The sequence below is a fragment of the Agromyces lapidis genome, from assembly GCF_009749405.1.
In the GTDB taxonomy this organism is placed as follows: Bacteria; Actinomycetota; Actinomycetes; order Actinomycetales; family Microbacteriaceae; genus Agromyces; species Agromyces lapidis.
The window spans coordinates 24,561-45,605 of record NZ_WBIQ01000002.1 but is presented as its reverse complement, the minus strand read 5'-3'; the positions used below and the strand labels follow the sequence as shown (position 1 = coordinate 45,605).

General features: G+C 70.6%; 19 protein-coding genes. 5 read left to right on the top strand and 14 right to left on the bottom strand.

Annotated features, from left to right (window positions below):
* Window positions 1–34: 34 nt before the first annotated feature.
* Entirely contained in the window at window positions 35–3,250 is a 3,216-nt protein-coding gene (locus GQQ93_RS03420; protein ID WP_157422845.1) for an NPCBM/NEW2 domain-containing protein, read from the bottom strand.
* Window positions 3,251–3,492: 242 nt separating this feature from the next.
* Here GQQ93_RS03420 and GQQ93_RS03415 point away from each other — a divergent pair, with 242 nt between their 5' ends.
* Complete coding sequence (locus GQQ93_RS03415; protein WP_157422844.1) at window positions 3,493–4,626, top strand: hypothetical protein; 1,134 nt, start codon at window positions 3,493–3,495, stop codon at window positions 4,624–4,626.
* Between the two features lie 49 nt (window positions 4,627–4,675).
* Here the strand turns inward: GQQ93_RS03415 and GQQ93_RS03410 are convergent, their stop codons facing one another.
* From GQQ93_RS03410 to paaA, 11 genes are all read right to left on the bottom strand, one after another.
* Complete coding sequence (locus GQQ93_RS03410) at window positions 4,676–5,101, bottom strand: hypothetical protein (RefSeq protein ID WP_157422843.1); 426 nt, start codon at window positions 5,099–5,101, stop codon at window positions 4,676–4,678.
* 11 nt (window positions 5,102–5,112) lie between these two features.
* Window positions 5,113–5,583: a hypothetical protein gene (locus GQQ93_RS03405; RefSeq protein WP_157422842.1), complete on the bottom strand. Its 471-nt coding sequence runs from the start codon at window positions 5,581–5,583 to the stop codon at window positions 5,113–5,115.
* The gene (locus tag GQQ93_RS03400) at window positions 5,580–6,749 is read right to left on the bottom strand and encodes a hypothetical protein (protein WP_157422841.1); all 1,170 of its coding nucleotides are present in this window, start codon (window positions 6,747–6,749) and stop codon (window positions 5,580–5,582) included. The genes GQQ93_RS03405 and GQQ93_RS03400 overlap by 4 nt, the downstream gene beginning before the upstream one ends.
* Complete coding sequence (locus tag GQQ93_RS03395; protein WP_170296109.1) at window positions 6,688–7,311, bottom strand: hypothetical protein; 624 nt, start codon at window positions 7,309–7,311, stop codon at window positions 6,688–6,690. The genes GQQ93_RS03400 and GQQ93_RS03395 overlap by 62 nt, the downstream gene beginning before the upstream one ends.
* A gap of 62 nt (window positions 7,312–7,373) precedes the next feature.
* Window positions 7,374–7,649, bottom strand: coding sequence for a hypothetical protein (locus tag GQQ93_RS03390; protein ID WP_157422839.1), 276 nt, complete (start codon window positions 7,647–7,649; stop codon window positions 7,374–7,376).
* 68 nt (window positions 7,650–7,717) lie between these two features.
* Complete coding sequence (locus GQQ93_RS03385) at window positions 7,718–8,503, bottom strand: enoyl-CoA hydratase/isomerase family protein (RefSeq protein ID WP_157422838.1); 786 nt, start codon at window positions 8,501–8,503, stop codon at window positions 7,718–7,720.
* Window positions 8,504–8,608: 105 nt separating this feature from the next.
* The gene (paaE, locus tag GQQ93_RS03380; protein ID WP_157422837.1) at window positions 8,609–9,808 is read right to left on the bottom strand and encodes a 1,2-phenylacetyl-CoA epoxidase subunit PaaE; all 1,200 of its coding nucleotides are present in this window, start codon (window positions 9,806–9,808) and stop codon (window positions 8,609–8,611) included.
* Window positions 9,808–10,335 carry a 1,2-phenylacetyl-CoA epoxidase subunit PaaD gene (gene paaD / locus GQQ93_RS03375; RefSeq protein ID WP_246192069.1) on the bottom strand — a complete coding sequence of 176 codons (528 nt, stop codon included), beginning with the start codon at window positions 10,333–10,335 and terminating at the stop codon, window positions 9,808–9,810. Before paaD ends, paaE begins: the two co-directional genes overlap by 1 nt.
* Entirely contained in the window at window positions 10,332–11,186 is an 855-nt protein-coding gene (paaC, locus tag GQQ93_RS03370) for a 1,2-phenylacetyl-CoA epoxidase subunit PaaC (RefSeq protein WP_157422836.1), read from the bottom strand. Before paaC ends, paaD begins: the two co-directional genes overlap by 4 nt.
* Complete coding sequence (gene paaB, locus GQQ93_RS03365) at window positions 11,183–11,488, bottom strand: 1,2-phenylacetyl-CoA epoxidase subunit PaaB (RefSeq protein WP_157422835.1); 306 nt, start codon at window positions 11,486–11,488, stop codon at window positions 11,183–11,185. Before paaB ends, paaC begins: the two co-directional genes overlap by 4 nt.
* Window positions 11,488–12,471: a 1,2-phenylacetyl-CoA epoxidase subunit PaaA gene (paaA, locus tag GQQ93_RS03360; protein WP_157422834.1), complete on the bottom strand. Its 984-nt coding sequence runs from the start codon at window positions 12,469–12,471 to the stop codon at window positions 11,488–11,490. The genes paaB and paaA overlap by 1 nt, the downstream gene beginning before the upstream one ends.
* A 146-nt stretch (window positions 12,472–12,617) precedes the next feature.
* On the opposite strand from paaA, the gene paaI reads away from it, so the two are divergent.
* The 3 genes from paaI (at window position 12,618) to GQQ93_RS03345 (ending at window position 15,079) form a co-directional block, all read left to right on the top strand.
* Window positions 12,618–13,028: a hydroxyphenylacetyl-CoA thioesterase PaaI gene (paaI, locus tag GQQ93_RS03355; RefSeq protein ID WP_157422833.1), complete on the top strand. Its 411-nt coding sequence runs from the start codon at window positions 12,618–12,620 to the stop codon at window positions 13,026–13,028.
* Window positions 13,029–13,123: 95 nt separating this feature from the next.
* A complete protein-coding gene (gene paaK / locus GQQ93_RS03350) occupies window positions 13,124–14,383 on the top strand; it encodes a phenylacetate--CoA ligase PaaK (protein WP_157423361.1) in 1,260 nt (419 codons plus the stop codon).
* Between the two features lie 66 nt (window positions 14,384–14,449).
* Window positions 14,450–15,079 carry a TetR/AcrR family transcriptional regulator gene (locus GQQ93_RS03345; RefSeq protein WP_157422832.1) on the top strand — a complete coding sequence of 210 codons (630 nt, stop codon included), beginning with the start codon at window positions 14,450–14,452 and terminating at the stop codon, window positions 15,077–15,079.
* Window positions 15,080–15,088: 9 nt separating this feature from the next.
* Here the strand turns inward: GQQ93_RS03345 and GQQ93_RS03340 are convergent, their stop codons facing one another.
* Together GQQ93_RS03340 and GQQ93_RS03335 are read right to left on the bottom strand one after the other, a co-directional pair.
* Window positions 15,089–15,277, bottom strand: coding sequence for a hypothetical protein (locus GQQ93_RS03340; protein ID WP_157422831.1), 189 nt, complete (start codon window positions 15,275–15,277; stop codon window positions 15,089–15,091).
* 153 nt (window positions 15,278–15,430) lie between these two features.
* Complete coding sequence (locus GQQ93_RS03335; protein ID WP_157422830.1) at window positions 15,431–18,496, bottom strand: DUF5979 domain-containing protein; 3,066 nt, start codon at window positions 18,494–18,496, stop codon at window positions 15,431–15,433.
* A gap of 390 nt (window positions 18,497–18,886) precedes the next feature.
* Here GQQ93_RS03335 and GQQ93_RS03330 point away from each other — a divergent pair, with 390 nt between their 5' ends.
* Complete coding sequence (locus GQQ93_RS03330) at window positions 18,887–21,013, top strand: RecQ family ATP-dependent DNA helicase (protein WP_157423360.1); 2,127 nt, start codon at window positions 18,887–18,889, stop codon at window positions 21,011–21,013.
* The last annotated feature ends 32 nt before the right edge of the window (window positions 21,014–21,045 follow it).

Below are 21,045 nucleotides of genomic sequence, written 5' to 3'. Positions count from 1 at the left end.
TCGTGCGCCCGCCGCCCCGCCCTCCGGGAACCCGCTACCCCAACGATCGGATGCGGGCGTCGCCCCAGTCCGCGTGGTCGCTGTTGTTGCTGCCGTCGGCGTCGGCGGCGCGGAGGGTCAGCTCCCGCACGCCGAGCACGTCGAGCTCGATCGCCTGCGCCGGCGAGGTCGCCCGCATGACGCCGCTGTCGTAGACCACGACGCCGTCGGCGAGCACCTGGAAGACGACCGAGGCCGGCGACTGCGCGGACGACGCGTCGTCGATTCCCACCATCGCCGAGAACGACGCATCGCTCGGGGCGAGGGCGAACACGATGTCGCTGTTCGCGTGCGTCCCGATGCCCTTCGCGAAGCTCTGGCCCTCGATACGCAGCGTGCCGCCGCTGACCGAGCGGTCACGACCGATCGTGCCCCAGCCGGTCGTCGCGGAGAGCCATTCGCGGTCGCTGAGGTACGAGTCCACCTCATCGGGCGAGCTCACCTCCTCGACCGTGGTCGCCTCGCCGGTGCCGAGTTCGTTCGCCGCGGCGACCCGATAGCGGTACGGCCCTCCCGGGGCATCCGTGTCGACGAACGACGATCCGCCGACGCCGGAGGCGAGCTCGACGAAGTCATCGGACCCGGCGGGCGCCCGCCAGACGACGCTGCTCACGGCGTCCTCGGCCGTCTCCCACAGCACGACGACCTTGTCGCCCGAGCGGTACGCCTCGACGCCGGTCGGGGCCGCGGGCGCCGTGGTCGGCTTCGTGCGGAACGAGCGCACCTCGCTCGCGGCGAGGCGCTGCCCCGTCTCGGAGTTCACGGCCGTGACCGACCAGAAGTAGCGCCGATCCGGCTGGAGCTCCTGCTTCAGGCGCACCGAGCTGCCGCGCACGGTGCGCTCGTTGACGACGTCGGACAGCGCGCGGTCGCGAGCGACGACGACCCGGTACTCGTCGGCGTTCTCCGAGCGCTGCCAGTCGAGCTTGGGGGTGGTCGCCACGCGCACCGCCTCGTCGGCGGGCGCTGCGAGCTCGAACTCGGCGGGGTGGGTGAGGATGGTGTCGCCGTGCTGCTGCTCGCGGAGCGCCCCCTGCGCCCGGAACTCGACCGACGCGCCGACGGGGAGGTCGACGGTCAGCTCGCTGACCGCACGGCCGTTGACGTGCCGCAGCTCGGGCTTGGTCTTCCCACCCTCCACGACGATCCACTTCCACCCGCCGTCGAATCGCACCGTGGTGGCCAGCCGCTGCGGCCCCTCCTCGTGGGTCACGACGGTCGAGGTGCGTCCCTCGTGACGGACGCCGAAGCGGTGCTCGCCGACCGCGACGTGGTCGAGCTCGAGCCACGGCAGCGCCTCGGGCAGATGGGACTCGACCGCGACGGCGTGCTTGGGCGCGTTCGGCTCGACGCCGGCGAGGCCCTCGACCGTCTGCGACACGAGCGTGAAGCTGGTCTCGGGGTAGTCGCCGTTCACGCCCTGCTGCGAGACCACGTGGGGTTCGTGCAGGTGGGAGACGATGTCCTGCATCCAGGCGTAGGCCTCCGCGTCGTGCCCGTACTCGAACAGCGCGTCCGGAACGTAGGTGAGCGCCTCGATGTTCTCGGGACGGTCCTCGGCGAACATCCGGTCGAGATACGGCAGGAAGTCGTAACTGCGCTTGGCGTCGGGGTCGATGATCTTCTTGATCGCCTCGAACGCGCTCGGCTCGCGCCCGAACCCGAGCACCGGCTCGCCTTCGCCGTTGCGCGCCCGCACGTACTCGGCCTGCGCATCGGTGATGCCCCATTCCTCGTTGAAGTAGCGCTGCAGCTCATCGGCCTTCGTCGTGAACTCGTCGGCGAGTGCCTGCTCGCCCTTGGCCGCGGCCATGGAGGCGAACGCCCGATAGGCGGCGTACTGCGAGGCGATGCCGTCGCCGGCCTCGATCGCCTCGACGCCTGGCCGCTCGTCGTAGCTCGCCGCACCGGCGAAAATGCCCCGGCCGGTGCCCTCGGCGACGCCGTTCGGGAGGCGCGCATCATGCAGGGCGACGAAGTCGGTCACCGCTTTCGAGTAGTACTGCCAGAGCACCGGGTCGTCGAGATAGTCGGCGTCGCCGGTCCAGCGGTATTGCTCGGCGGCCTCCTCGACGAGTTCGAACACGGCGGGCACCTCGCGCACGAAGTTGTCGTCGCTCTTGTAGTCGATCGTGTACGGGCTGCCGTCGAAGTTGAGCGCCCAGAGGGGGTACCACTTCCGCGATGCGTTCGCGGTGCCCGCGAATGCGGTGAGCATGGACTTGTTCTCGGCTTCGAGACCGAGCAGGTGGGCGCCGCTCGCCTGGTGCACGAAGTCGCGCGAGTAGAACGCGGTGCGGTGGGCGTAGCCGGCCCAGTACGAGGGGATGTAGTCCACCCGGGTCGGGCCGGGGGTGTCGCCGTTCACGTTGATCGGGCCGGACCTGCCGGTCTGCACGTGCTGACGGGCGCGCCACTTCGACCAGTTGAACGCGTCGGTGAGCGCCTGGTCGGCGCTCTGGATGACGATGCTCTTCGGCTCGCGGACGACGGTGACGGTCCACCGCGTCTCGGCGCCGTCGCGGTCGCGCACCGTGAACTCGACCGGTTCGCGGTAGTCGCGCGGTTCACTCGGGTCGGGCTGCATGAGGGCGCCGTCGGCGAGCTCGACCGTGGCCGCGAGACTCGTGACGTCGCGGTCGTACGGCACCTGGAGCGAGATGGTCCCGGCCTCCGCGTCGATCGACGTCGGCCCCTGTTGACCGGCGATCGCGAACGTGTCGAGCACTCGGATGTCACGGGTCAGGGTGACGTCGTCGATGTTCGTCCACTCGCTTCCGCCGGTGAAGAACACCTGCACGTCGGCGCCCGCCGGGAGGTCGACGCCGGGCAGGCTGTAGTGGCGATAGCCCGCCGCGCTCGGCAGTTCGAGCGAGGCGATCACCCCGTTCGCGTCGCGCAGCCCGAAGACGCCGCCGGCGCCCCCGGTCGCCACCCACGCCTCGGCGCGGTATTCGCCGCCGGTCGGCACGGCGAGGTCCTGCGAGATCGAGTTCGCGGCGCCATCGTCGAGATAGGCGAGCGCGGATCCGGAGTGCGGGTTGTTCGTCGCGATGCCAGCACCGCCGGCGAACATCCAGGGTGCGGCGCCGAGTTCGAAGCCGCCGTTGACGAGCAGTGACGCCTCGGCGGCGGCCGCGGGCGCCGAGCCGAGGGCGAGGCCCGCCGCGACGACCGCGCCCGCGGCGATCGAGGCGACGGCGGAACGCACGCCTGCCTGCGGCGCACGATGCTCGGTCCCGCTGAGTCGGGTTGGACGATGGGGTCGTGCCGGCATGGACTCTCCTTCGAGTGATGGCCTGCTGATTTCCAACGATCTTCTGTAAATTTGCTGCAAGATTACCGTCGGATGCTAGCAGAGGGGCTGTCTCGAACGGAAGGTCCCGAAGCCCGGCATCGACACCCGAGCGGCGAGCACCCGCGCCGCGCGCAGGCACCGGTACGATCTGCGGGATGAGCGACATCCGGCAGACCACGAACCCGCGGTTCGACCCCGCCCCGCTCCTGGATCCGGTCGATCACGCCGCCGTGCGCGACTACGAGGTCCGCAACGGCCTCCGGGCGAGTGGCGGCGGCATCCGCTGGTACGGCGTGCTCTTCGGGCTCCTCCTCGGCGGGTTCGCGGCGGTCATCGTCGCCCTGCCGCTCCTCTTCGTCGTGATGCTCGTCGACGGAGTGCTCGAGGCCTCCACGGGCGTCGGGATCCCCGGCGACCTGGTGTTCCCGATCGCGTTCGCCGGTGCCGTGACGATCATCGCGGGCTTCGGCTGGTACGCGGTGAAGTCGTCCCGCCTCGAGGGCGAGGCGCGCTTCAGGGTCAGTCGTTTCGCTGCCGCGAACGGATTCGAGTTCGTGCCGCGCATCGCCGAGCCGGAGGCACCCGGAATGATCTTCGCGCTCGGCAGCGATCGCGCTGCGAGCGAGATCGTGCGCCTGTCGCACCCGCGGGCCGTCGAGATCGCGAACTACCGGTACGTCCAGAAGACGACGAAGACGCACGAGACGTTCCGCTGGTCGTACCTCGCGTTCGCGCTCGACCGCACGCTGCCGCACATCGTGCTCGACGGGGTCGGCAACGACTCGAAACTGCTCGGCTCGAACCTGCCCGTCGCCCTCGCGTCCGCGCAGCGCCTTTCACTCGAGGGCGACTTCGACCGCTCGTTCGCCCTGTACTGCCCAGAAGGCTACGAGGCCGACGCCCTCTACCTGTTCACGCCCGACGTCATGGCGCGTTTCGTCGATGCCGGCGCCGATCTCGATGTCGAGATCGTCGACGACCGCCTCTACGTGTACGCCAGCGGCGGACGATCGTTCTCGAGCGCCGACCCGGCGATGTGGGAGTGGGTCTTCTCGACCGTCGACGCGCTGAACGCGAAGCTCGCGCGGTGGGAGCGCTGGCGCGACGAGCGCCTCGCCGAGCAGAGCGCCGACGTCGCGCCGACCCTCGGCCCGATCCCCTCGATGCCCCGCGGCGTCGCTCCACAGGGTCGGCGGCTGAAGCAGCGCATCCCGCTGCTCGCGTTCCTGCCGATCGTCGTCATGGTCGGGATCTGGTTCTGCATCCCGCTGCTCGAATCGCTCGCCTGACGCCGCGGCCCGACCGCAGCGCTCGCCCACGCTCGTCGTGCTGGCGGTGCTACCCGACCCCGGCTGAGGCGATGCCGTTGGCGAAGATCGCGATGAACACGATCCCGAAGGTCGCGAGCAGCGGTACCCCGACGGCGTGCTTGCGCTGCCCGATCTGCATGAGGGTGAACACGAGGGCGACGATGGCGATGACCAGTGGGCCGAAGGTTCCGATGACGGCACCCGCACCGATCAGCATCGCGTTGCAGTCCCCATAGCAAGACGAAGCAGCCGCGATGAGAATTCCGTAGAAGATCGCAACGAGCGCGACGACCCCCATCACCACGAGCAGGATCACCGCGCCGACCGCATCACCCCCCGTCGATGCCGGTACCGAACTGGCCTTGCCGCCGACGATCGGCTCGGGGTGCACCCGGGCGCCCCCGATGTCGGCGTCGCCTTCGATGCGCTGCGCCTCGGGCGCCCGATCGCTCATGCCGTCTCCACTCATTCGACGCCTTCCGGCTTCTGACTGCAGCGGGCGAATCCCATGATCTCGATGTATGGGGTGCCACCGAGGTCTTCATACTGTCCGACTGAGACGAGGACGCCCTCCGGATCTGTGGGCTGTCGGACTCGGAACAACTGATCGTCGCTCTCGAGCTTCGCATCCTCGACATAGCCTTCGCTGGCCGCCGCCACACGGAGCGCGGCCACCTCCACACCGACGCGGCGTGGATCGTCGAGGTAGACGAGCCACCTGCCTGTGTACATGCCGCCTCCATCGCACGAGACGAATCCTCGTGGGATCGGGTCCTCGACGTGATCGACCGAGCCTGCCGGAAGTAGATCGACGATCGTCTGCATGTCGTCACGCACCTCGTCGCGCGCCGAATCAAAGTCAGGTACAGTCGCGCACCCGGTCAGCGAAAGGCCCGCGACGACCAACGTCACGCCGAGGCAGTAGTTCTGTCTCATCTCGTCCTCCGGATCAGCTCGCGGACATCGCCTAGAACTCGTTGATTGTCCGTCGAGGAGATGATCCGATTGTGATGATCGATCGAGTCGCCGATCCGCCAGACCTCGCCGACGAACGCACCTACCGGACCGCCGACCGTTGTGGCCCCCTTCCAGAACTCGTTCTCTGCCGGGATACCGCTCTCGCGGACCACGAGCGCACCTCCCGACTCAGGCGAGAACCCGTAGCCGAGCCCGTCGATCACAGGCAACGGAATGTGCGCGTTGTAGAAGCGTTTGTTGATGTCATCCTCGGCCGCGTACACGAAGTACTCGGTCTTCGGGTCGGCTTGCCAGCCGGCCTTCATCCCGATCGGCGCCAACAGGACTCTGGTATCGAAGTCGACCACCTTCTCTGCCTCTCCGGCGGGGGCCGAGCCGAAACTGTGCTCGATGCTGGCCCGCGGAAAATCGGCGAAGCCGACGGAATCGAGCCCCTGGTGGAACGCCGCGTACTTCGACCCGATCGAATCGGCGGCTCCGTTCAGCTGCGGGCCGTTCCACACCAACTCATCGAGCTGCGGGAAGGTCCCGTCCTTGAACACGAAGCCGAGCAGGTCCCCGCCGCCGTTCGCGACCTGCCATGCGGTGAACTCCTGTTGAGAACCCGAACGGTAGGGATCATCCGGATCGACCAGTCCGTCGTACATGAGCTCCAGACTGGCATTCGTGCCCGGCATGAATGACATGACGCGCTTCGCGGTCGTCGGGTCGCCGATCAACTCGATGATGCGATCGTTCTCGGGTTGGTAGAGGTACAGCTGGATGTCTCCGTCGACCACTTGTTCGAGGTAGGCGATCTGTTTCCTCAGGAGGTCTGTCTCCTCGCTCCGCCCACCGTGCGGCACTCGCTCGCGGAGTTCGCGCCGTTCTTCCAAGGTGTCCAGTCGCTGCCGGGACGCATCGAGGATGCGCCTCGCGTTTCGCCGGTTCGCCGCGACGCGCACGAGGATCGGAAGCCCGTTGAGTGCGCCCACGAGCGCGGTCGCACCGGCGAACAGCGACACACGTTGACCGTTGTCGAGCGAGCCCCACCATTCGGCGATCACCGAGGGATCGTTCGCTTCAGCTTCTGCGAGCAGTTCGGGGTGGCTCTCGAAGAGGATCGCAAGCTCGACTTCGGACATCCGTGCCATTCGATCGAAGCGCTCGACCGCTGGGAGAACTCGCCGCTGCGCCGAAGCCCCACATACCGCCGACGATCTCACGCGACTGCAACGCCGCGACCGTGCGACGGTCGAGGTCTTCGCGATCTGCGACGAGTCGGTTCCAGTTCGCGGTCAGTTGGGCCTGCCGCGCCTCGGCTCGATCGATCCGCCATTGGACGTCATCGCGGTTGCGATCCCAATCGGCGAAGAGCAGCGGGTCCTTCATCATGAGTGCCTCGTCGCGTGAGACCGTCGCGAGCTCCGCGAAGAGGGTCGCGAGCTCCTCGTCGGTGTTGAGGCGCTCCCGATCGAGCGATGCCTGGCGTGCACGCAACGCTTCGAGTTCGTCGGCGAAGACCGCAAGCACCTTGGCCTGCTCGCTCCAGCCGTCGGCGAGGTGCCGAAGTTCGGGACCGATCTCCGAGGCCCTGGCCGAGAACCTCTCTTTCGCCGCACCGAGCCACACCTCGTCGGACACGGCCCCGGCTTCGCCCACACGCCGCCTCGCTTCACCGGCGTCGACGGCGGCGTCGCTGCGCACACCGGCCGCCTCGCGGACCGAACCGGGCGAACCAGCGCCGGGATTTTCCCAGGTCCACGCCATCAGATGCCACCGGCGATCGCCACGTCGAGGTCGGCGAAGTCGTCGACCACTCGTGTGGGATGTGCGGCGAACTCGCGAAGCAGTCGTTCGATGACCGAGCGACGCGCTTCGAGCACCGAGACGGCCTCCTCGACGGCGGCTTCGACGATCGTCGAGCCGAACATCGCGCCCTCGCACCGGGCGACCTCGCGGCGGCGGTCGATGAGTTCAGCCGTGCGCTCGAGCCCGCGCGTCACCTCGTCGAGCGCTGAGCGCTCGATCAGCAGATTCGGCACAATCCCCCACAGCTCCGATGAACGTGACCGCCAGCCTAGCGGGCACGGCGCGCTCCTCCGCTCTTGGCTCAGCCGCGCCCCGTGAACTCGGGCTTCCGCTTCTCCTGGAACGCGGCGAAGCCCTCGCGGTAGTCGGCGGTGTCGCAGAGCGCGGCCTGCGCACGGTTCTCCTCGACCATCGACGCCCAGAGCCCGAGCCGCTGGTCGCGCAGCGACGCGACGAGCCGCTTCGAGGCGACGAACGCCTGCGTGGCGCCCTGCGCCGCCCGAGCTGCCGCGGAGCGGGTGGCATCCAGCACCTCGTCGGCGGGGAACACCTGGGAGAACAGGCCCGCGGCGACTGCCTCGGCACCCGTCATGAGCCGGCCGCTGACGATGAGGTCCATCGTGCGGTGCGCGCCGAGGCGCTCGACGAAGAGGGCGTGGCCGCCCGAATCGAGGGTCGCGCCGAGGTTCGCGAACGGCGAGCCGATCTTGGCGGTGTCGGCGACGTAGACGATGTCGCTCGCGATGAGCAGCCCGAGTCCGACGCCGAGGCACGCACCGTGCGCGACGGCGAACGTCGGCACCGGGATCGCGGCCATGCGCTGCAGCAGCGGCTCGACGAGCCCGCCGAGGTAGCCCTGCACGTCGTCCTCGCGGGGGTCGACGCCCGAGATGTCGCGGCCCGCGCAGAACGCGCGCCCCTCGCCGCGCAGCACGAGCGCCCGGATGTCTCCGCTTCCCGCGAGGCGCTCTGCCTCCGCGTAGGCGGCGCTGAGCTCGCCGAGCGCCGCCGCATCGAGCGAGTTGAGCTTCTCGGGCGCGTTCAGCACGATCTCGGCGACGCCGTCCATGGTGCTCAGTTCGATCATCTTCGATCCTCCAATTGCGTTCCGGGGGTCGTTCTCCGCCACCCGCATGGGCCACGCACGCTGCCTCTGCCGGAGAACGACCCCCGGAGCGCCAGGCGCGAACTGCTAGACGTCGTAGTCGACGACGACGCGCTCGGACTTCGGGTGCGACTGGCAGGTGAGCACGTAGCCGCGCTCGAGCTCGTCGGGTTCGAGCGCGTAGTTCTCGGTCATGTTCACACTGCCCTCGACGACCCGCGCACGGCAAGTGCCGCACACGCCGCCGGCGCAGGCGAACGGCACGTCGGGACGCACCCGCAGCGCGGCGTTCAGGATCGACTCGTTCGCCGACACCGGGCTCTCGACGGTCGACGACTGCCCGTCGAGGGTGAACTCGATCGCGACCGTGTCCTCGCCCTGCTTCACCTCGACCGGCCGCCCGTGGCGCGGCTCGACCCGATCGGCGTCGGTCGTGAACAGCTCGTAGCGCACGTGCGCCGCGGGCACGCCGCGCGCCTCGAGGGTGTCGCGGGCGAGCTGCACGAGCTCGAACGGCCCGCAGAGGAACCACTCGTCGACCGTCTCGGGCCGGATCAGCACGTCGAGCATCGTCCCGAGCTTCTCGGCGTCGATGCGCCCGGAGAGGATCGGCGCCGTGCGCTGCTCGCGCGAGAGCACGTGGTGCAGCGCGAGCCGTGAGGGGTAGCGATCCTTGAGCTCGGCGAGCTCCTCGAGGAACATCACGTCGAGCGTCGAGCGGTTCGTGTAGACGAGCTCGAACTCGGAGGTCTCGGAGCGGGCGAGCACCGTCTGCGCGAGCGCCATGAGCGGCGTGATGCCCGAGCCCGCCGCGATCGCGACGACGTGCTTGCCGTCGAGCGCGTCGAGGGTCGAGGTGAAGGTGCCCTGCGGGCTCATCACGTCGAGGGTGTCGCCCGGCTGCAGTTCGCTGTTCGCCCAGCTCGAGAAGATGCCGCCGAGGTCGCGCTTGATGCCGACCGAGATGAGGCCGGTGCCGTCGTCGGCGACCCGCGGCGGGCGGCAGATCGAGTAGCTGCGGCGGCGCTCGTGCCCCTCGAGCTCCTTGCGGAGGGCGACGTACTGCCCGGGCAGGTAGCTGTACTCCTCGGCCAGCTCGACCGGCACGGTGAAGGTCACCTCGACGGCATCGCTCGTGAGCGGGCGCACCTCGGCGACCTCGAGCGAGTGGAATCGTGCGCGACGGCGCTTCGTCGCCGCTTCGGTGGTCGCAGCCTCGCCGCCGACGGTCGCGTTGAGGAACGCCTCGGCCGCCGTCTCGGTCGAGCCCAGGTTTCTCGCCGCCATCAGATCACCTTGAAGTAGTCGAAGGGCTCGAGGCAGGCGCGGCACTCGTAGAGCGCCTTGCACGAGGTCGAGCCGAAGCGGGCGATCTCGCGGGTGTCGAGCGAGTCGCAGCGGGGGCACTTCACGGCGAGCTGCACGCGCACCGGTCCCGCGCCGCGCGCGGCGGCGAGCCCCGTGGGCGCCTGGATTCCGTAGCGGCGCAGCTTCTGCTTGCCGGCGTCGGTCATCCAGTCGGTGGTCCAGGCGGGAGCGAGCACGAGGTCGACCCGCACCTCGTCGTAGCCCGCGTGGGTGAGTGCGAGCACGACGTCGTCGCGCATGGCGTCCATCGCGGGGCATCCGCTGTACGTCGGCGTGAGTTCGACGTGCACCGCGCCGTCGTCGGCGACCTCGACCGTGCGCAGCACGCCCAGGTCTTCGATGGTCAGCACGGGGATCTCGGGGTCGGTCACGGTCGCCGCGACCTGCCAGGCATGGTCGGTCGAGTGGGCGCGCAGCGCCGTATCGAGACCACCGGTCGCGGTCACCACGATGCCCCCGGGTGCTGGCGGGCGAGCACCTGCATCTCGGCGAGCAGCGGCCCGAGGTGCTCGGTGTGCGAGCCCCGGCGTCCGCCGCCCGAGGCGGTGTAGGCGGTTCGGCCGGTGGGCCGCTCGAGCGCGGCCTCCGCGAAGACCTCGTCGACGGCCGACTCGAAGGCGGGTCGCAGCGTCGAGGGCAGCACGGCGACGCCGTCGGCGGCGAGCCGCTCGGTGAGCTCGTCGTCGGCGAACAGCTCGTCGACGTACGGCCAGGTGACCTCGACGCCGCGAATCATGCGGCGGCGCGACTCCTCGGTGCCGCCCGCGAGCCGCAGCACCCACTGCGTCGAGTGGTCGCGGTGGTAGTCGACCTCCTTCACCGACTTCGCGGCGATCGCTGCGAGGGTCGGGTCGGTCGAATCGGCGAGCGCGCTGTACAGCTCGAAGAGGTAGAGGGATGCCACGAGCTGACGCGCGATCGTGCACGCGAAGTCGCCGTTCGGCTGCTCGAAGAGCCAGGCGTTGCGCCACTCGGGCTCGTCGCGCCAGTAGGCGAGCTCGTCTTCGCTGCGGCCCGTGGCGCTGCCGGCGTAGTGCAGCAGCGAGCGGGCGTGGCCGATGAGGTCGAGACCGATGTTGCCGAGGGCGATGTCCTCCTCGAGCTCGGGCGCACGGGTGATCCACATGCCGAGCTGCTGGGCCAGCACGAGCGCGTCGTCGCCGAGGCGAAGGGCGTACTCCGCGGCATCCTCGGAGGCGACCGCGCCCTCGCCCGCGCCCGCGCCGGCGAGCTCCTCGGCGAGCGCGAGCCGGTCGACCGAGACCTCGCCGTGCGGGTCGAGATCGGCGCCGCTCACAGGTGCTTCACCCCTTCGCTCTTCGTGTAGTACACCGCGTGCCGGTAGTTCTTGCCGGCCGGGCTCTCGAAGAAGGCGCCCTTCGCGTCGGGGTCGCTCGTCGTGACGGCGTCGGCCGGCACGACCCAGATCGAGACGCCCTCGTTGCGACGGGTGTAGAGGTCGCGGGCGTTGCGCACGGCCATGTCGGCGTCGGGCGCGTGCAGCGAGCCGACGTGCACGTGGCTGAGGCCGCGGTTGGCGCGCACGAAGACCTCCCACAGGGGCCAGGGCTCGGTTCCCATCTCACCGGGGGTCGACATCACGCCACCGCCTTCACTCGCTCGGACTGCTTTCGGGCGTACTCGGCGGCGGCCTCGCGCACCCATGCGCCTTCTTCGTGCGCCTCGCGGCGACGGCGCAGGCGCTCGGCGTTGGCGGGGCCGCGGCCGGCGAGCACCTCGTTGAACTCGGTCCAGTCGATCTCGCTCATGTCGTAGGCCTGCTTCTCCTCGTTCCAGGCGAGGTTCGGGTCGGGCAGGGTGACCCCGAGCACCTCGGCCTGCGGCACGAGCATGCCGACGAAGCGCTGGCGCAGTTCGTCGTTCGAGAAGCGCTTGATGTTCCACGCCATCGACTGGGCCGAGTTCGGCGACTGGTCGTCGGGCGGGCCGAACATCTGCAGCGCCGGCCAGTACCAGCGGTTCACCGAGTCCTGGGCCATCTGCCGCTGCTCGGGGGTGCCCTGCATGAGCTCGAGCAGGATCTCGAAGCCCTGCCGCTGGTGGAACGACTCCTCTTTGCAGATGCGCACCATCGCGCGGCCGTACGGGCCGTACGAGGCGCGGCAGAGCGGCACCTGGTTGCAGATCGCAGCGCCGTCGACGAGCCAGCCGATCGCGCCCATGTCGGCCCAGGTCGGGGTCGTGTAGTTGAAGATCGACGAGTAGCGCGCACGCCCCTCGATGAGCTGGTCCATCATCTCGTCGCGGCCGATGCCGAGGGTCTGCGCCGCCGAGTAGAGGTAGAGCCCGTGGCCCGCCTCGTCTTGCACCTTGGCCATGAGGATGGCCTTGCGCTTGAGGCTCGGCGCCCGCGTGATCCAGTTCGACTCGGGCTGCATGCCGATGATCTCGGAGTGGGCGTGCTGGCTGATCTGGCGGATGAGGGTCTTGCGGTACGCCTCGGGCATCCAGTCGCGGGGCTCGATGCGCGAGTCCTTCGCGATGAGCTCGTCGAAGAGGGCCCGGCCTTCCTCGTCGGACGCCTGATCGGCGACCGGGCTGAGCACGGCGGCTGCGGTCATCATCGACTCCTGTGTCTTCGTGGGGATCGGGTGATTCGCGAATGACGGCACCACGGGGCATCCGGCATTACTAACCGATCGTTCAGTTAGTATATAGTCATCGTCAGCGTCGCAGCAACGACGCCGAACTCGAAGAGGAGTCGAACATGACGGATGCCGCGACCGCCCCGAACCGCGCGATGATGCAGCGCGACCTCGCCTCAGCGGCGCTCGGCATGGTCGTCGAGCACGACGACCCCGGCCACGCCGTCGTGTCGATGCAGGTGCGCGACGACATGACCAACGGCTTCGGCATCACCCACGGCGGCCTCGTCTTCACCCTCGCCGACACCGCCTTCGCGATCGCCTGCAACGAAGACGAGACCGTCACCGTCGCCGCGGGCGCCGACATCACCTTCCTGAAGTCCACCGTCGCGGGGCAGACCCTCACCGCGACCGCCGTCCGCCGCACCCGGTCGGGCCGCACCGGACTCTACGACGTCTCGGTCGTCGACGAGCACGGCGACGCGGTCGCCGAGTTCCGCGGCCGCTCCCTCTCCACCAACCGCACCCTCTGAGCAGCACGGAGTCCCACGTGTCGACGACGACCACCTCCCCCACCGTCTCGGGCCTCGTGCCCCCTCGCCCCGACGAGCTCGACCCCGAAGAGCGGATGACCCGCTCCGAGCTCGAGGCGCTGCAGCTCGAGCGGCTGCAGCAGACCGTCGCGCACGCGTACGCGAACGTGCCCCTCTACACGGCGAAGTTCGACGCGGCGGGGGTGCACCCCCGTGACATCCAGCGCCTCGCCGACGTCGCGAAACTGCCCTTCACGACGAAGGAGGACCTGCGCCAGACCTACCCCTTCGGCATGTTCGCCGTGCCGATGGCCGAGGTCGCGCGCATCCACGCCTCGAGCGGCACCACCGGGCGCCCCACGGTCGTCGGCTACACGAAGGGCGACCTCGAACGGTGGGCGACGCTCATCGCCCGCTCGCTCCGCGCGAGCGGCGTGCGCCCCGGCATGAAGGTGCACAACGCCTACGGCTACGGGCTGTTCACCGGCGGCCTCGGGGCCCACGCCGGCATCGAGAAGCTCGGGGCCACCGTCATCCCGATGTCGGGCGGCCAGACGGCCCGCCAGGTGCAGCTCATCGTCGACTTCGAGCCCGACGCGATCCTCTGCACGCCGAGCTACCTGCTCACGATCGCCGACGCCATGATCGCGGCGGGCGTCGATCCGCGCTCGACCTCGCTCAAGACGGCCGTGCTCGGCGCCGAGCCCTGGACGAACGAGATGCGCCACGAACTCGAGCAGCGGCTCGGCATCGACGCGCTCGACATCTACGGGCTCAGCGAGGTCATGGGGCCGGGCGTCGGCAACGAGTGCATCGAGACGAAGGACGGCCCGCACATCTGGGAGGACCACTTCCTGCCCGAGATCATCGACGGCGACTCGGGCGCGGTGCTCGGCGACGGCGAGATGGGCGAGCTCGTCTTCACCTCGCTCACGAAGGAGGCCTTCCCGGTCATCCGCTACCGCACGCGCGACCTCACGCGCCTGCTGCCCGGCACCGCGCGCCCCGCGATGCGCCGCATCGAGAAGATCACGGGCCGCAACGACGACATGATCATCCTGCGCGGGGTGAACCTCTTCCCGACGCAGATCGAGGAGATCGTGCTCGGCATCGAGCAGCTCACCCCCCACTTCATCCTCGAACTCACCCGCGAGGGCCGCATGGACGCCATGGCGGTGCGCATCGAGCGGCACCCCGACCTCTCGCGCGAGGTGTGCGAGGCGGCGACCGAGGTGCTCGCGAAGCGCATCAAGGTGCTCATCGGCTCGACCGTCGAGGTGCGGCTCGAGGAGCCGGGTGCGCTGCCGCGCAGCGAGGGCAAGTACAAGCGGGTCTACGACCTGCGGGGCCAGTGAGGGCGGTCGCCGCGCGCCGAGGTGGCGCAGCGGGCGCCGCGGCCGACGGGTGAGAGACTTGGGGCGATGAGCGAGAACGGATCACTCCGACGGGGCCGCCCGGGCTACGACCAGCAGGGCATCCTCGACGTCGCCGTCGCCGCCTTCAACCAGTACGGCTACGACGCGACCTCGATGGGCGTGCTCGCCGATCGGCTCGGCCTCTCGAAGTCGGCCATCTACCACCACTTCGCCTCGAAGGACGAGATCCTCGAGCGCGCCCTCGACGACGCGCTGAGCGCACTCGAGGGGGTGCTCCACGACGCGGATGCCTCGGGCGGCCGCCCGGCCGATCGCCTCGACCTCGCACTCCGCGGTGCGGTGCACGTGCTCGTCGCGAAGCTGCCGACCGTCACGCTGCTGCTGCGCGTGCGCGGCAACACCGAGGTCGAGCGCCGCGCCCTCGCACGCCGGCGCGCCTTCGACCGGGCCATCACGGCGCTCGTCGAAGAGGCGCAGGCCGAGGGCACGCTGCGCAGCGACCTCGACGCGAGCGTCGTCGCGCGACTCGTCTTCGGCATGATCAACTCGATCGTCGAGTGGTACCGGCCGGGCGGCCGCGAAGATGCCGACAAGCTCGCCGACGACGTCATCGCGATCGCACTCGACGGGCTGCGCATGCCCGCCTCGAACCGCGTGCAGGAGCTGCTCGGCTGACGCGCGGCGTCAGGCCGTCGCCCAGCCACCCGCTGCGGCGGCCGCGCGGCGAGCACGCCGCGGGCGGTGCCGCCGCGGCTCGGGGCGTGCCGGTTCGGCCAGCCGTTCGGCCGCGACCCGGCGGCGCTCGAGCTCGTGCGCGAGCCGGGCCTCCTCGGCGGCGCGAAGGTGGGGGAAGGTGCTCTCCGAGATCAACATGTCGACTCCTCCTGCTCGGTCGACTTCGAGACTGCGCTCTGAGGCGGCGGCGCGGCATCCGGCGATCGCCTTAACTTCGCGATCGAGCCCCTGAGCCGGAGCCGGAACGGGCCGCGCACCCCGAGGAATGCGCGGCCCGCTCGTCGGCTGCCGCTATGCGCGGCGGCGGCGCGCCACGACGAACAGCACGGCGCCGGCGAGCATCGCCAGGGCGCCGGCGGCGAGCGCGGGCACGAGACCCTCGACGCCCGTCGAGGCGATCTGGTTCGCTGCGGGCAGTTCGAGCGTGTTCGTGAGGGTGACCTCGACGACGGTGCCGTCGCCGATCACGACCGTGTCCTCGCTGAACTCGGCGCCCGTCCAGCTCGCGCCGTCGACCTCGGCCGGCACGGCCTCGGTCAGGGTGACGACCGCGCCGAACGGAATCGGCTCGCTCGTCACGGCCTCGCCGTCGGCGCGCACCGTGAGCATGCCGGAGCCGCCCGCGAAGCCGGTGCCTGCGGGGAACTCGTAGTGCACGGTGAACTGCGCGTCGGCCGGCAGCTCGCCCGCGCCGGAGCCGACCACGTCCTTGCGCACCGAGAACGCCCCCGAGTTCAGCTCGAGCGTGTTCACCGCGACGACGTCGAGCTGCTCGTCCTTCGTGACGACGAAGGTGTTCGACGCCTCGAAGCGGGGCGTCGTCCAGGTTCCGCCGTCGACCGCGCCGGGGGCGAGCTCGCGCAGGGTCACGACGGCGCCGGCCGGCAGCTCGTCGACCGTCACCGCGCTGCCGTCGCCGGGCACGACGAGCTCGGTCGGCTCGAGCGCCTCGAAGCCCGGCCCCGCGGGGTACTCGTACGTGAAGGTGTACTCGTCATCGGGTGCAGCGAGGTGCGCGCCGCTGCCCTCGACCCGCTTCTGCAGGCTGAAGGCGCCGACATCGCGGCTGATCGTGTTGGTCACCGTGACGGCCACGGTGGTGCCGTCGCCGATCGTGACGGTCTCGGGCGAGAAACCGCCGAGCCCGGTCCAGGTGCCGCCGACGACGGGGGCCGGCTCCGCCTCGCTGAGGCGCAGCACGGCGCCGTACGGCAGCGGCCCGCTCGTCGCCACCGAGCCGTCGGCCGAGACGGCGAGCTCGCCCTCGCCCGCCTGGAAGCCGACGCCCGCGTCGTACGCGTAGCGGATGGTGAAGGTGTCGGTCTCGGGCACGAGCGCGGCACCGGTGCCGTCGAGCACCTTGACGGCCGAGAAGTACCCGGAGTCGAGCGTCAGCTCGTTGTCGAGGTCGACCGTGATGCGGTTGTCCTTCACGACCGTGAAGGTCTTCTCGCTGAAGACGGGCTCCTGCCAGGTGCCGCCCTCGACCTCCTCGAGCACCTCCTCGAGCGTGACGACGGCACCGGCGGGCAGACCCTCGACGAGTGCGGCGTCGCCGCCGGCGGTCACCTCGACGGTGCCCTCCGCACCTTCGTAGATGCCCCGTTCGACGTCGGCCGGGTACGACCACTTCACGGTGAAGGTGGGGTCGTCGACGAGCCCCGCACCGTCGCCGTCGAGGCGCTTCACGATCTCGAACGCCCCGCGGTCGCGGACCAGGGTGTTCATCACCGACACCTCGACGTCGTCGGTGTCGGCACCGATCGTGACCTGGGCGGGCTCGATCACCGGCGTCTGCCAGCTCGCGCCGGGGATCGTCGCCGGGCCCGGTTCGTCGAACGTCACGACCGCACCGACCGGGAGCCCGCCGATCTCGACCCGCTCACCGCCGAGGGGCAGCTGCACCGAACCGCTGCCGGCCGGGATGCCCTTCGCGAGGTTCGCGGCCCAGCGGTAGCCCAGCGTGAACGTCGTGTCCTCGGGGATCCGCATGCCGTCGTCGTTGACGACGGCCTTGCGCGCACCGAGCGAGCCGGTGTCGAGGGTCGCCCGGTTCTGGAGGCGGATCTCGGTCACCTTGCCGAGGTTGCCGTTCGCCGACGAGAACGTCAGCTCCAGCCGCTCGGACTCGGTGCCGTCGGGGAGCACGAACACCGGGTCGGCCCAGGTGACGTTCGCCGGTTCGACGGGCACGACCTCGTCGAGCGTGATCGTGGTGCCCTTGAAGAGCTCGTCGCTCATGAACGACTCGCCCGCGCGCAGCGAGATGGTGCGCTGCTCGGTGACCTCGCCGTCGAGCGAGGCCGTGTAGTTCACCGTGAACTCGGGCGTCAGCGTGGTGTCGCCGGCGAGCTCCTTGGTGAGCTCGAACTTGCCGAAGTTGCGTCCGACGACGGTGCCCGAACCCGAATAGCGGGTGGCGGTGCCGGTGAGGGTGCCGGGGTCGACGCCGTCGATCTCGTAGCTCGCGGTGTTCTTGTAGGTCTTCGCCTTGCCCTCGTCGAGCACGCGAACCTTCCACACGACCTCGTAGGCCGACCCCGAGATGCCCTGCTCGCCCTCGGGCGCGGCCGAGCCGAGCCCGGCGACGGAGGTGAAGTCGACGCGCGTGCGGTCGGCGGAGACGGTGACCTCGCCGGCGGGCTTGTCGCGGAAGACCGGCTGCTGCCGGCCGAGGGAGTCGTAGGCGAGCGAGCGGGCCTCGTGCACCTGCGGGTCGCCGATGATCTCGAACGCGGACTCGTCGAGGTCGTCGACGACGGAGATGTGCCGGCCGGCGGGGATGCCGTCGGGCCCGGTCGGCAGGATGACCCACCAGGTGATGGTGTCGTCGAGGTTGTGGTAGCTGCCGCTCTTCCAGCCGTTCCAGCCGCCGAACGCGCAGTCCTCGAAGCAGCGCGAGGGGTTGGGATGCACCGTGGCGGGCGCCTCGACGTCGCCGAAGTCGAAGACGTGCTCCTCGGTCTCGAGGTTCTCGAGCCAGACCTGCGCACGGAAGGTGAACTCGCCGCTCATCTCGAGCTCGTGGCCCTCGACGTAGTCGGGGTCGACCGTGCAGGTGATCTTCGACGAGGTCACGAGGCACTCGCCGGCGGGCTCGCCGTCGGGGTCCAGCATCGCGAAGCGGTCCTCGTGGCCGGTGAGCCCCTCGGGCAGGTCCATGGTGACGCTGACGGGGTTCACCGCCTCGCCGGGCACGCTCCACCGCACCGTGAGTTCCTGGCTGCTGCCGTCGTCGAACTCGCTGTTCACGAATGCGACGTCGTCGATCGAGATCGGCGAGCCCTCGGCCGCGTTGGCCGCGACGCCGACGGCGAGCACGTTCGCCGCGACGCCGAGCAGGATCGCGACGAGCATCGCGATCGCCTTCCTCGCGCGGGCGAGGCGGTTGGGGGGTGTTCCACTCTCAACGGTCGTCAACAGACCATTCCTTCCGTTACGGGCGTCCGGAACGGGATGCGTCGACGGGCGACGATCCCGCGACCCGGGAAGGCGCGGCAGCACGGCACGCGCGCGGAAGCGCGCGTGCGAGACGGCCGGGCATTCGGGTGCGCGGCCGCAGAGACGGTCCCCTCGGGTGAGGACGGACGGCGGTCATCGCCGTCATGGAGGAGACGGCCGGGCGGCCGGTTCATGACGCGGTTCCGCGACGGATGCCCCTGAGAATCCCCTGTGAGCGCCGAGATCGGAGCGTCGCGGCGCCGCTCGGCGCCCGGTCTGTCGGCGGCATCGGGCAGGCTGGAGGGCATGACGCCGCCGGCCGAGACCGAGACCCGAACCGCCGCCCTCGGGGCACTGCGCGAGCTCGTCGGGCGCGACGACGCCGAGTTCCACGACGGCCAGTTCGAGGCGATCGAGGCGCTCGTCGAGGGCCGGCGCCGCGCCCTCGTCGTGCAGCGCACCGGCTGGGGCAAGTCGGCCGTGTACTTCGTCGCGACCCTGCTGCTGCGCCGTCGGGGCGGCGGCCCCACCGTGCTCGTGTCGCCGCTGCTCGCGCTCATGCGCGACCAGATCGCCGCGGCCGAGCGGGCGGGCGTGCGGGCCGTCGCCATCAACTCGACCAACCCGCACGAGTGGGGCGAGGTGCTCGCACGGCTCGAGCGCGACGAGGTCGACGTGCTGCTCGTCTCGCCCGAGCGGCTCAACAACCCCTCGTTCCGCGACGAGCAGCTGCCCGCGCTCGTGCGCCGCATCGGCATGCTCGTCGTCGACGAGGCGCACTGCATCAGCGACTGGGGGCACGACTTCCGCCCCGACTACCGGCGACTGCGCGAGCTGATCGCGCAGATGCCGGCCGAGGTGCCCGTGCTCGCCACCACCGCGACGGCGAACAGCCGGGTGGTCGCCGACGTCGCCGAGCAGCTCGGCGGTGAGGCATCCGGCTCGCCCGACGGTGCGGGCGGCGGGGTCGTCACCATTCGCGGCCCCCTCGCCCGCACCTCGCTGCGGCTCGGGGTGCTGCGACTGCCCGACTCGGCGAGCCGGCTGGCATGGCTCGTCGGGCATCTCGATGAGCTGCCCGGCTCGGGCATCATCTACACGCTGACGGTGGCTGCGGCGAACGACACCGCCCGGCTGCTGCGCGAGCGCGGGCACGAGGTGCGGGCGTACACGGGGCAGACCGACCCCGACGAGCGGGCCGAGTCCGAGGGCATGCTGAAGCGCAACGAAGTCAAGGCGCTCGTCGCGACGAGCGCGCTCGGCATGGGCTTCGACAAGCCCGACCTCGGCTTCGTGCTGCACCTCGGGGCGCCGTCGTCGCCCGTCGCGTACTACCAGCAGGTCGGCCGCGCGGGCCGCGCGACCGAATCGGCCGATGTGCTCCTGCTGCCCGGCGTCGAAGACCGCGAGATCTGGCACTACTTCGCGACCGCCTCGATGCCCGATCGCGAGCGGGCGGAGCGGGTCATCGGGGCGCTCTCTGGCTCCCCCGTGTCGACGCCGGCGCTCGAGGCGATGGTCGACCTCCGGCGAACGCCGCTCGAACTGCTGCTGAAGGTGCTCGACGTCGACGGCGCCGTGCGGCGCGTGCAGGGCGGCTGGGTCGCGACGGGCGAGCCGTGGGTCTACGACGAAGAGCGCTACCGGCGCATCGCCGCCGAGCGCGTTGCCGAGCAGCAGCACATGATCGAGTACGAGACGACGAGCGGGTGCCGCATGGAGTTCCTGCAGCGCTCCCTCGACGATGCCACCGCAGCACCGTGCGGGCGCTGCGACAACTGCGCGGGCGTCTGGTATCCGTCCGAGATCGGCGCTGAGGCGTCGGCGACCGCGGCGAAGGCGCTCGACCGGGTCGGCGTTCCGATCGAGCCGCGCCGCGCCTGGCCGACCGGCGCCGACCGGCTCGGGGTTCCGGTGAAGGGTCGCATCTCTCCGGCCGAGCAGGCTGGCGAGGGTCGGGCGCTCGCCCGCCTCACCGACCTCGGCTGGGGCGGCACGCTGCGCGAGCTCTTCGCGGCGGGCGCGGCAGATGCGCCGGTCTCACCGCAGCTGCTCGCCGCCTGCGTGCGGGTGCTCGCCGACTGGGGCTGGAGCGAGCGGCCGGTCGCGGTCGTGGCGATGCCGTCGCGCTCGAAGCCGCAGCTCGTCGGTTCCCTCGCCCACGGCCTCGCCGAGGTCGGCCGGCTCCCCTACCTCGGCGCGCTCGAACCCGTCGACGGCGGGCCGAGCGGGCAGCCCGGCGGCAACAGCGCGTTCCGGCTCGCGGGCGTGTGGGGCCGGTTCTCGGCCGCCGGGCTCGAGGTGCCGGCCGGGCCGGTGCTGCTCGTCGACGACCTCGCCGACAGCCGGTGGACCCTCACGATCGCCGCCCGCGAGCTCCGCCTCGCGGGCGCGGCCGAGGTGCTTCCCTTCGCCCTCGCGCTGCGAGGGTGAACCCGGAGCGCGCTCCTGGCCGGGCTCCGATC

What these genes read in the sequence shown, in the direction of transcription:
- GQQ93_RS03415 (WP_157422844.1), top strand. Translation starts at nt 3,493, where the DNA reads ATGAGCGACATCCGGCAGACCACGAACCCGCGGTTCGACCCCGCCCCG.
- GQQ93_RS03335 (WP_157422830.1), bottom strand. Translation starts at nt 18,496, where the DNA reads ATGCTCGTCGCGATCCTGCTCGGCGTCGCGGCGAACGTGCTCGCCGTC.
- GQQ93_RS03405 (WP_157422842.1), bottom strand. Translation starts at nt 5,583, where the DNA reads ATGAGACAGAACTACTGCCTCGGCGTGACGTTGGTCGTCGCGGGCCTT.
- paaK (WP_157423361.1), top strand. Translation starts at nt 13,124, where the DNA reads ATGACCCGCTCCGAGCTCGAGGCGCTGCAGCTCGAGCGGCTGCAGCAG.
- GQQ93_RS03400 (WP_157422841.1), bottom strand. Translation starts at nt 6,749, where the DNA reads ATGTCCGAAGTCGAGCTTGCGATCCTCTTCGAGAGCCACCCCGAACTG.
- GQQ93_RS03345 (WP_157422832.1), top strand. Translation starts at nt 14,450, where the DNA reads ATGAGCGAGAACGGATCACTCCGACGGGGCCGCCCGGGCTACGACCAG.
- GQQ93_RS03340 (WP_157422831.1), bottom strand. Translation starts at nt 15,277, where the DNA reads ATGTTGATCTCGGAGAGCACCTTCCCCCACCTTCGCGCCGCCGAGGAG.
- paaE (WP_157422837.1), bottom strand. Translation starts at nt 9,808, where the DNA reads ATGGCGGCGAGAAACCTGGGCTCGACCGAGACGGCGGCCGAGGCGTTC.
- GQQ93_RS03410 (WP_157422843.1), bottom strand. Translation starts at nt 5,101, where the DNA reads ATGAGCGATCGGGCGCCCGAGGCGCAGCGCATCGAAGGCGACGCCGAC.
- paaB (WP_157422835.1), bottom strand. Translation starts at nt 11,488, where the DNA reads ATGTCGACCCCCGGTGAGATGGGAACCGAGCCCTGGCCCCTGTGGGAG.
- paaI (WP_157422833.1), top strand. Translation starts at nt 12,618, where the DNA reads ATGACGGATGCCGCGACCGCCCCGAACCGCGCGATGATGCAGCGCGAC.
- GQQ93_RS03385 (WP_157422838.1), bottom strand. Translation starts at nt 8,503, where the DNA reads ATGATCGAACTGAGCACCATGGACGGCGTCGCCGAGATCGTGCTGAAC.
- paaA (WP_157422834.1), bottom strand. Translation starts at nt 12,471, where the DNA reads ATGACCGCAGCCGCCGTGCTCAGCCCGGTCGCCGATCAGGCGTCCGAC.
- GQQ93_RS03330 (WP_157423360.1), top strand. Translation starts at nt 18,887, where the DNA reads ATGACGCCGCCGGCCGAGACCGAGACCCGAACCGCCGCCCTCGGGGCA.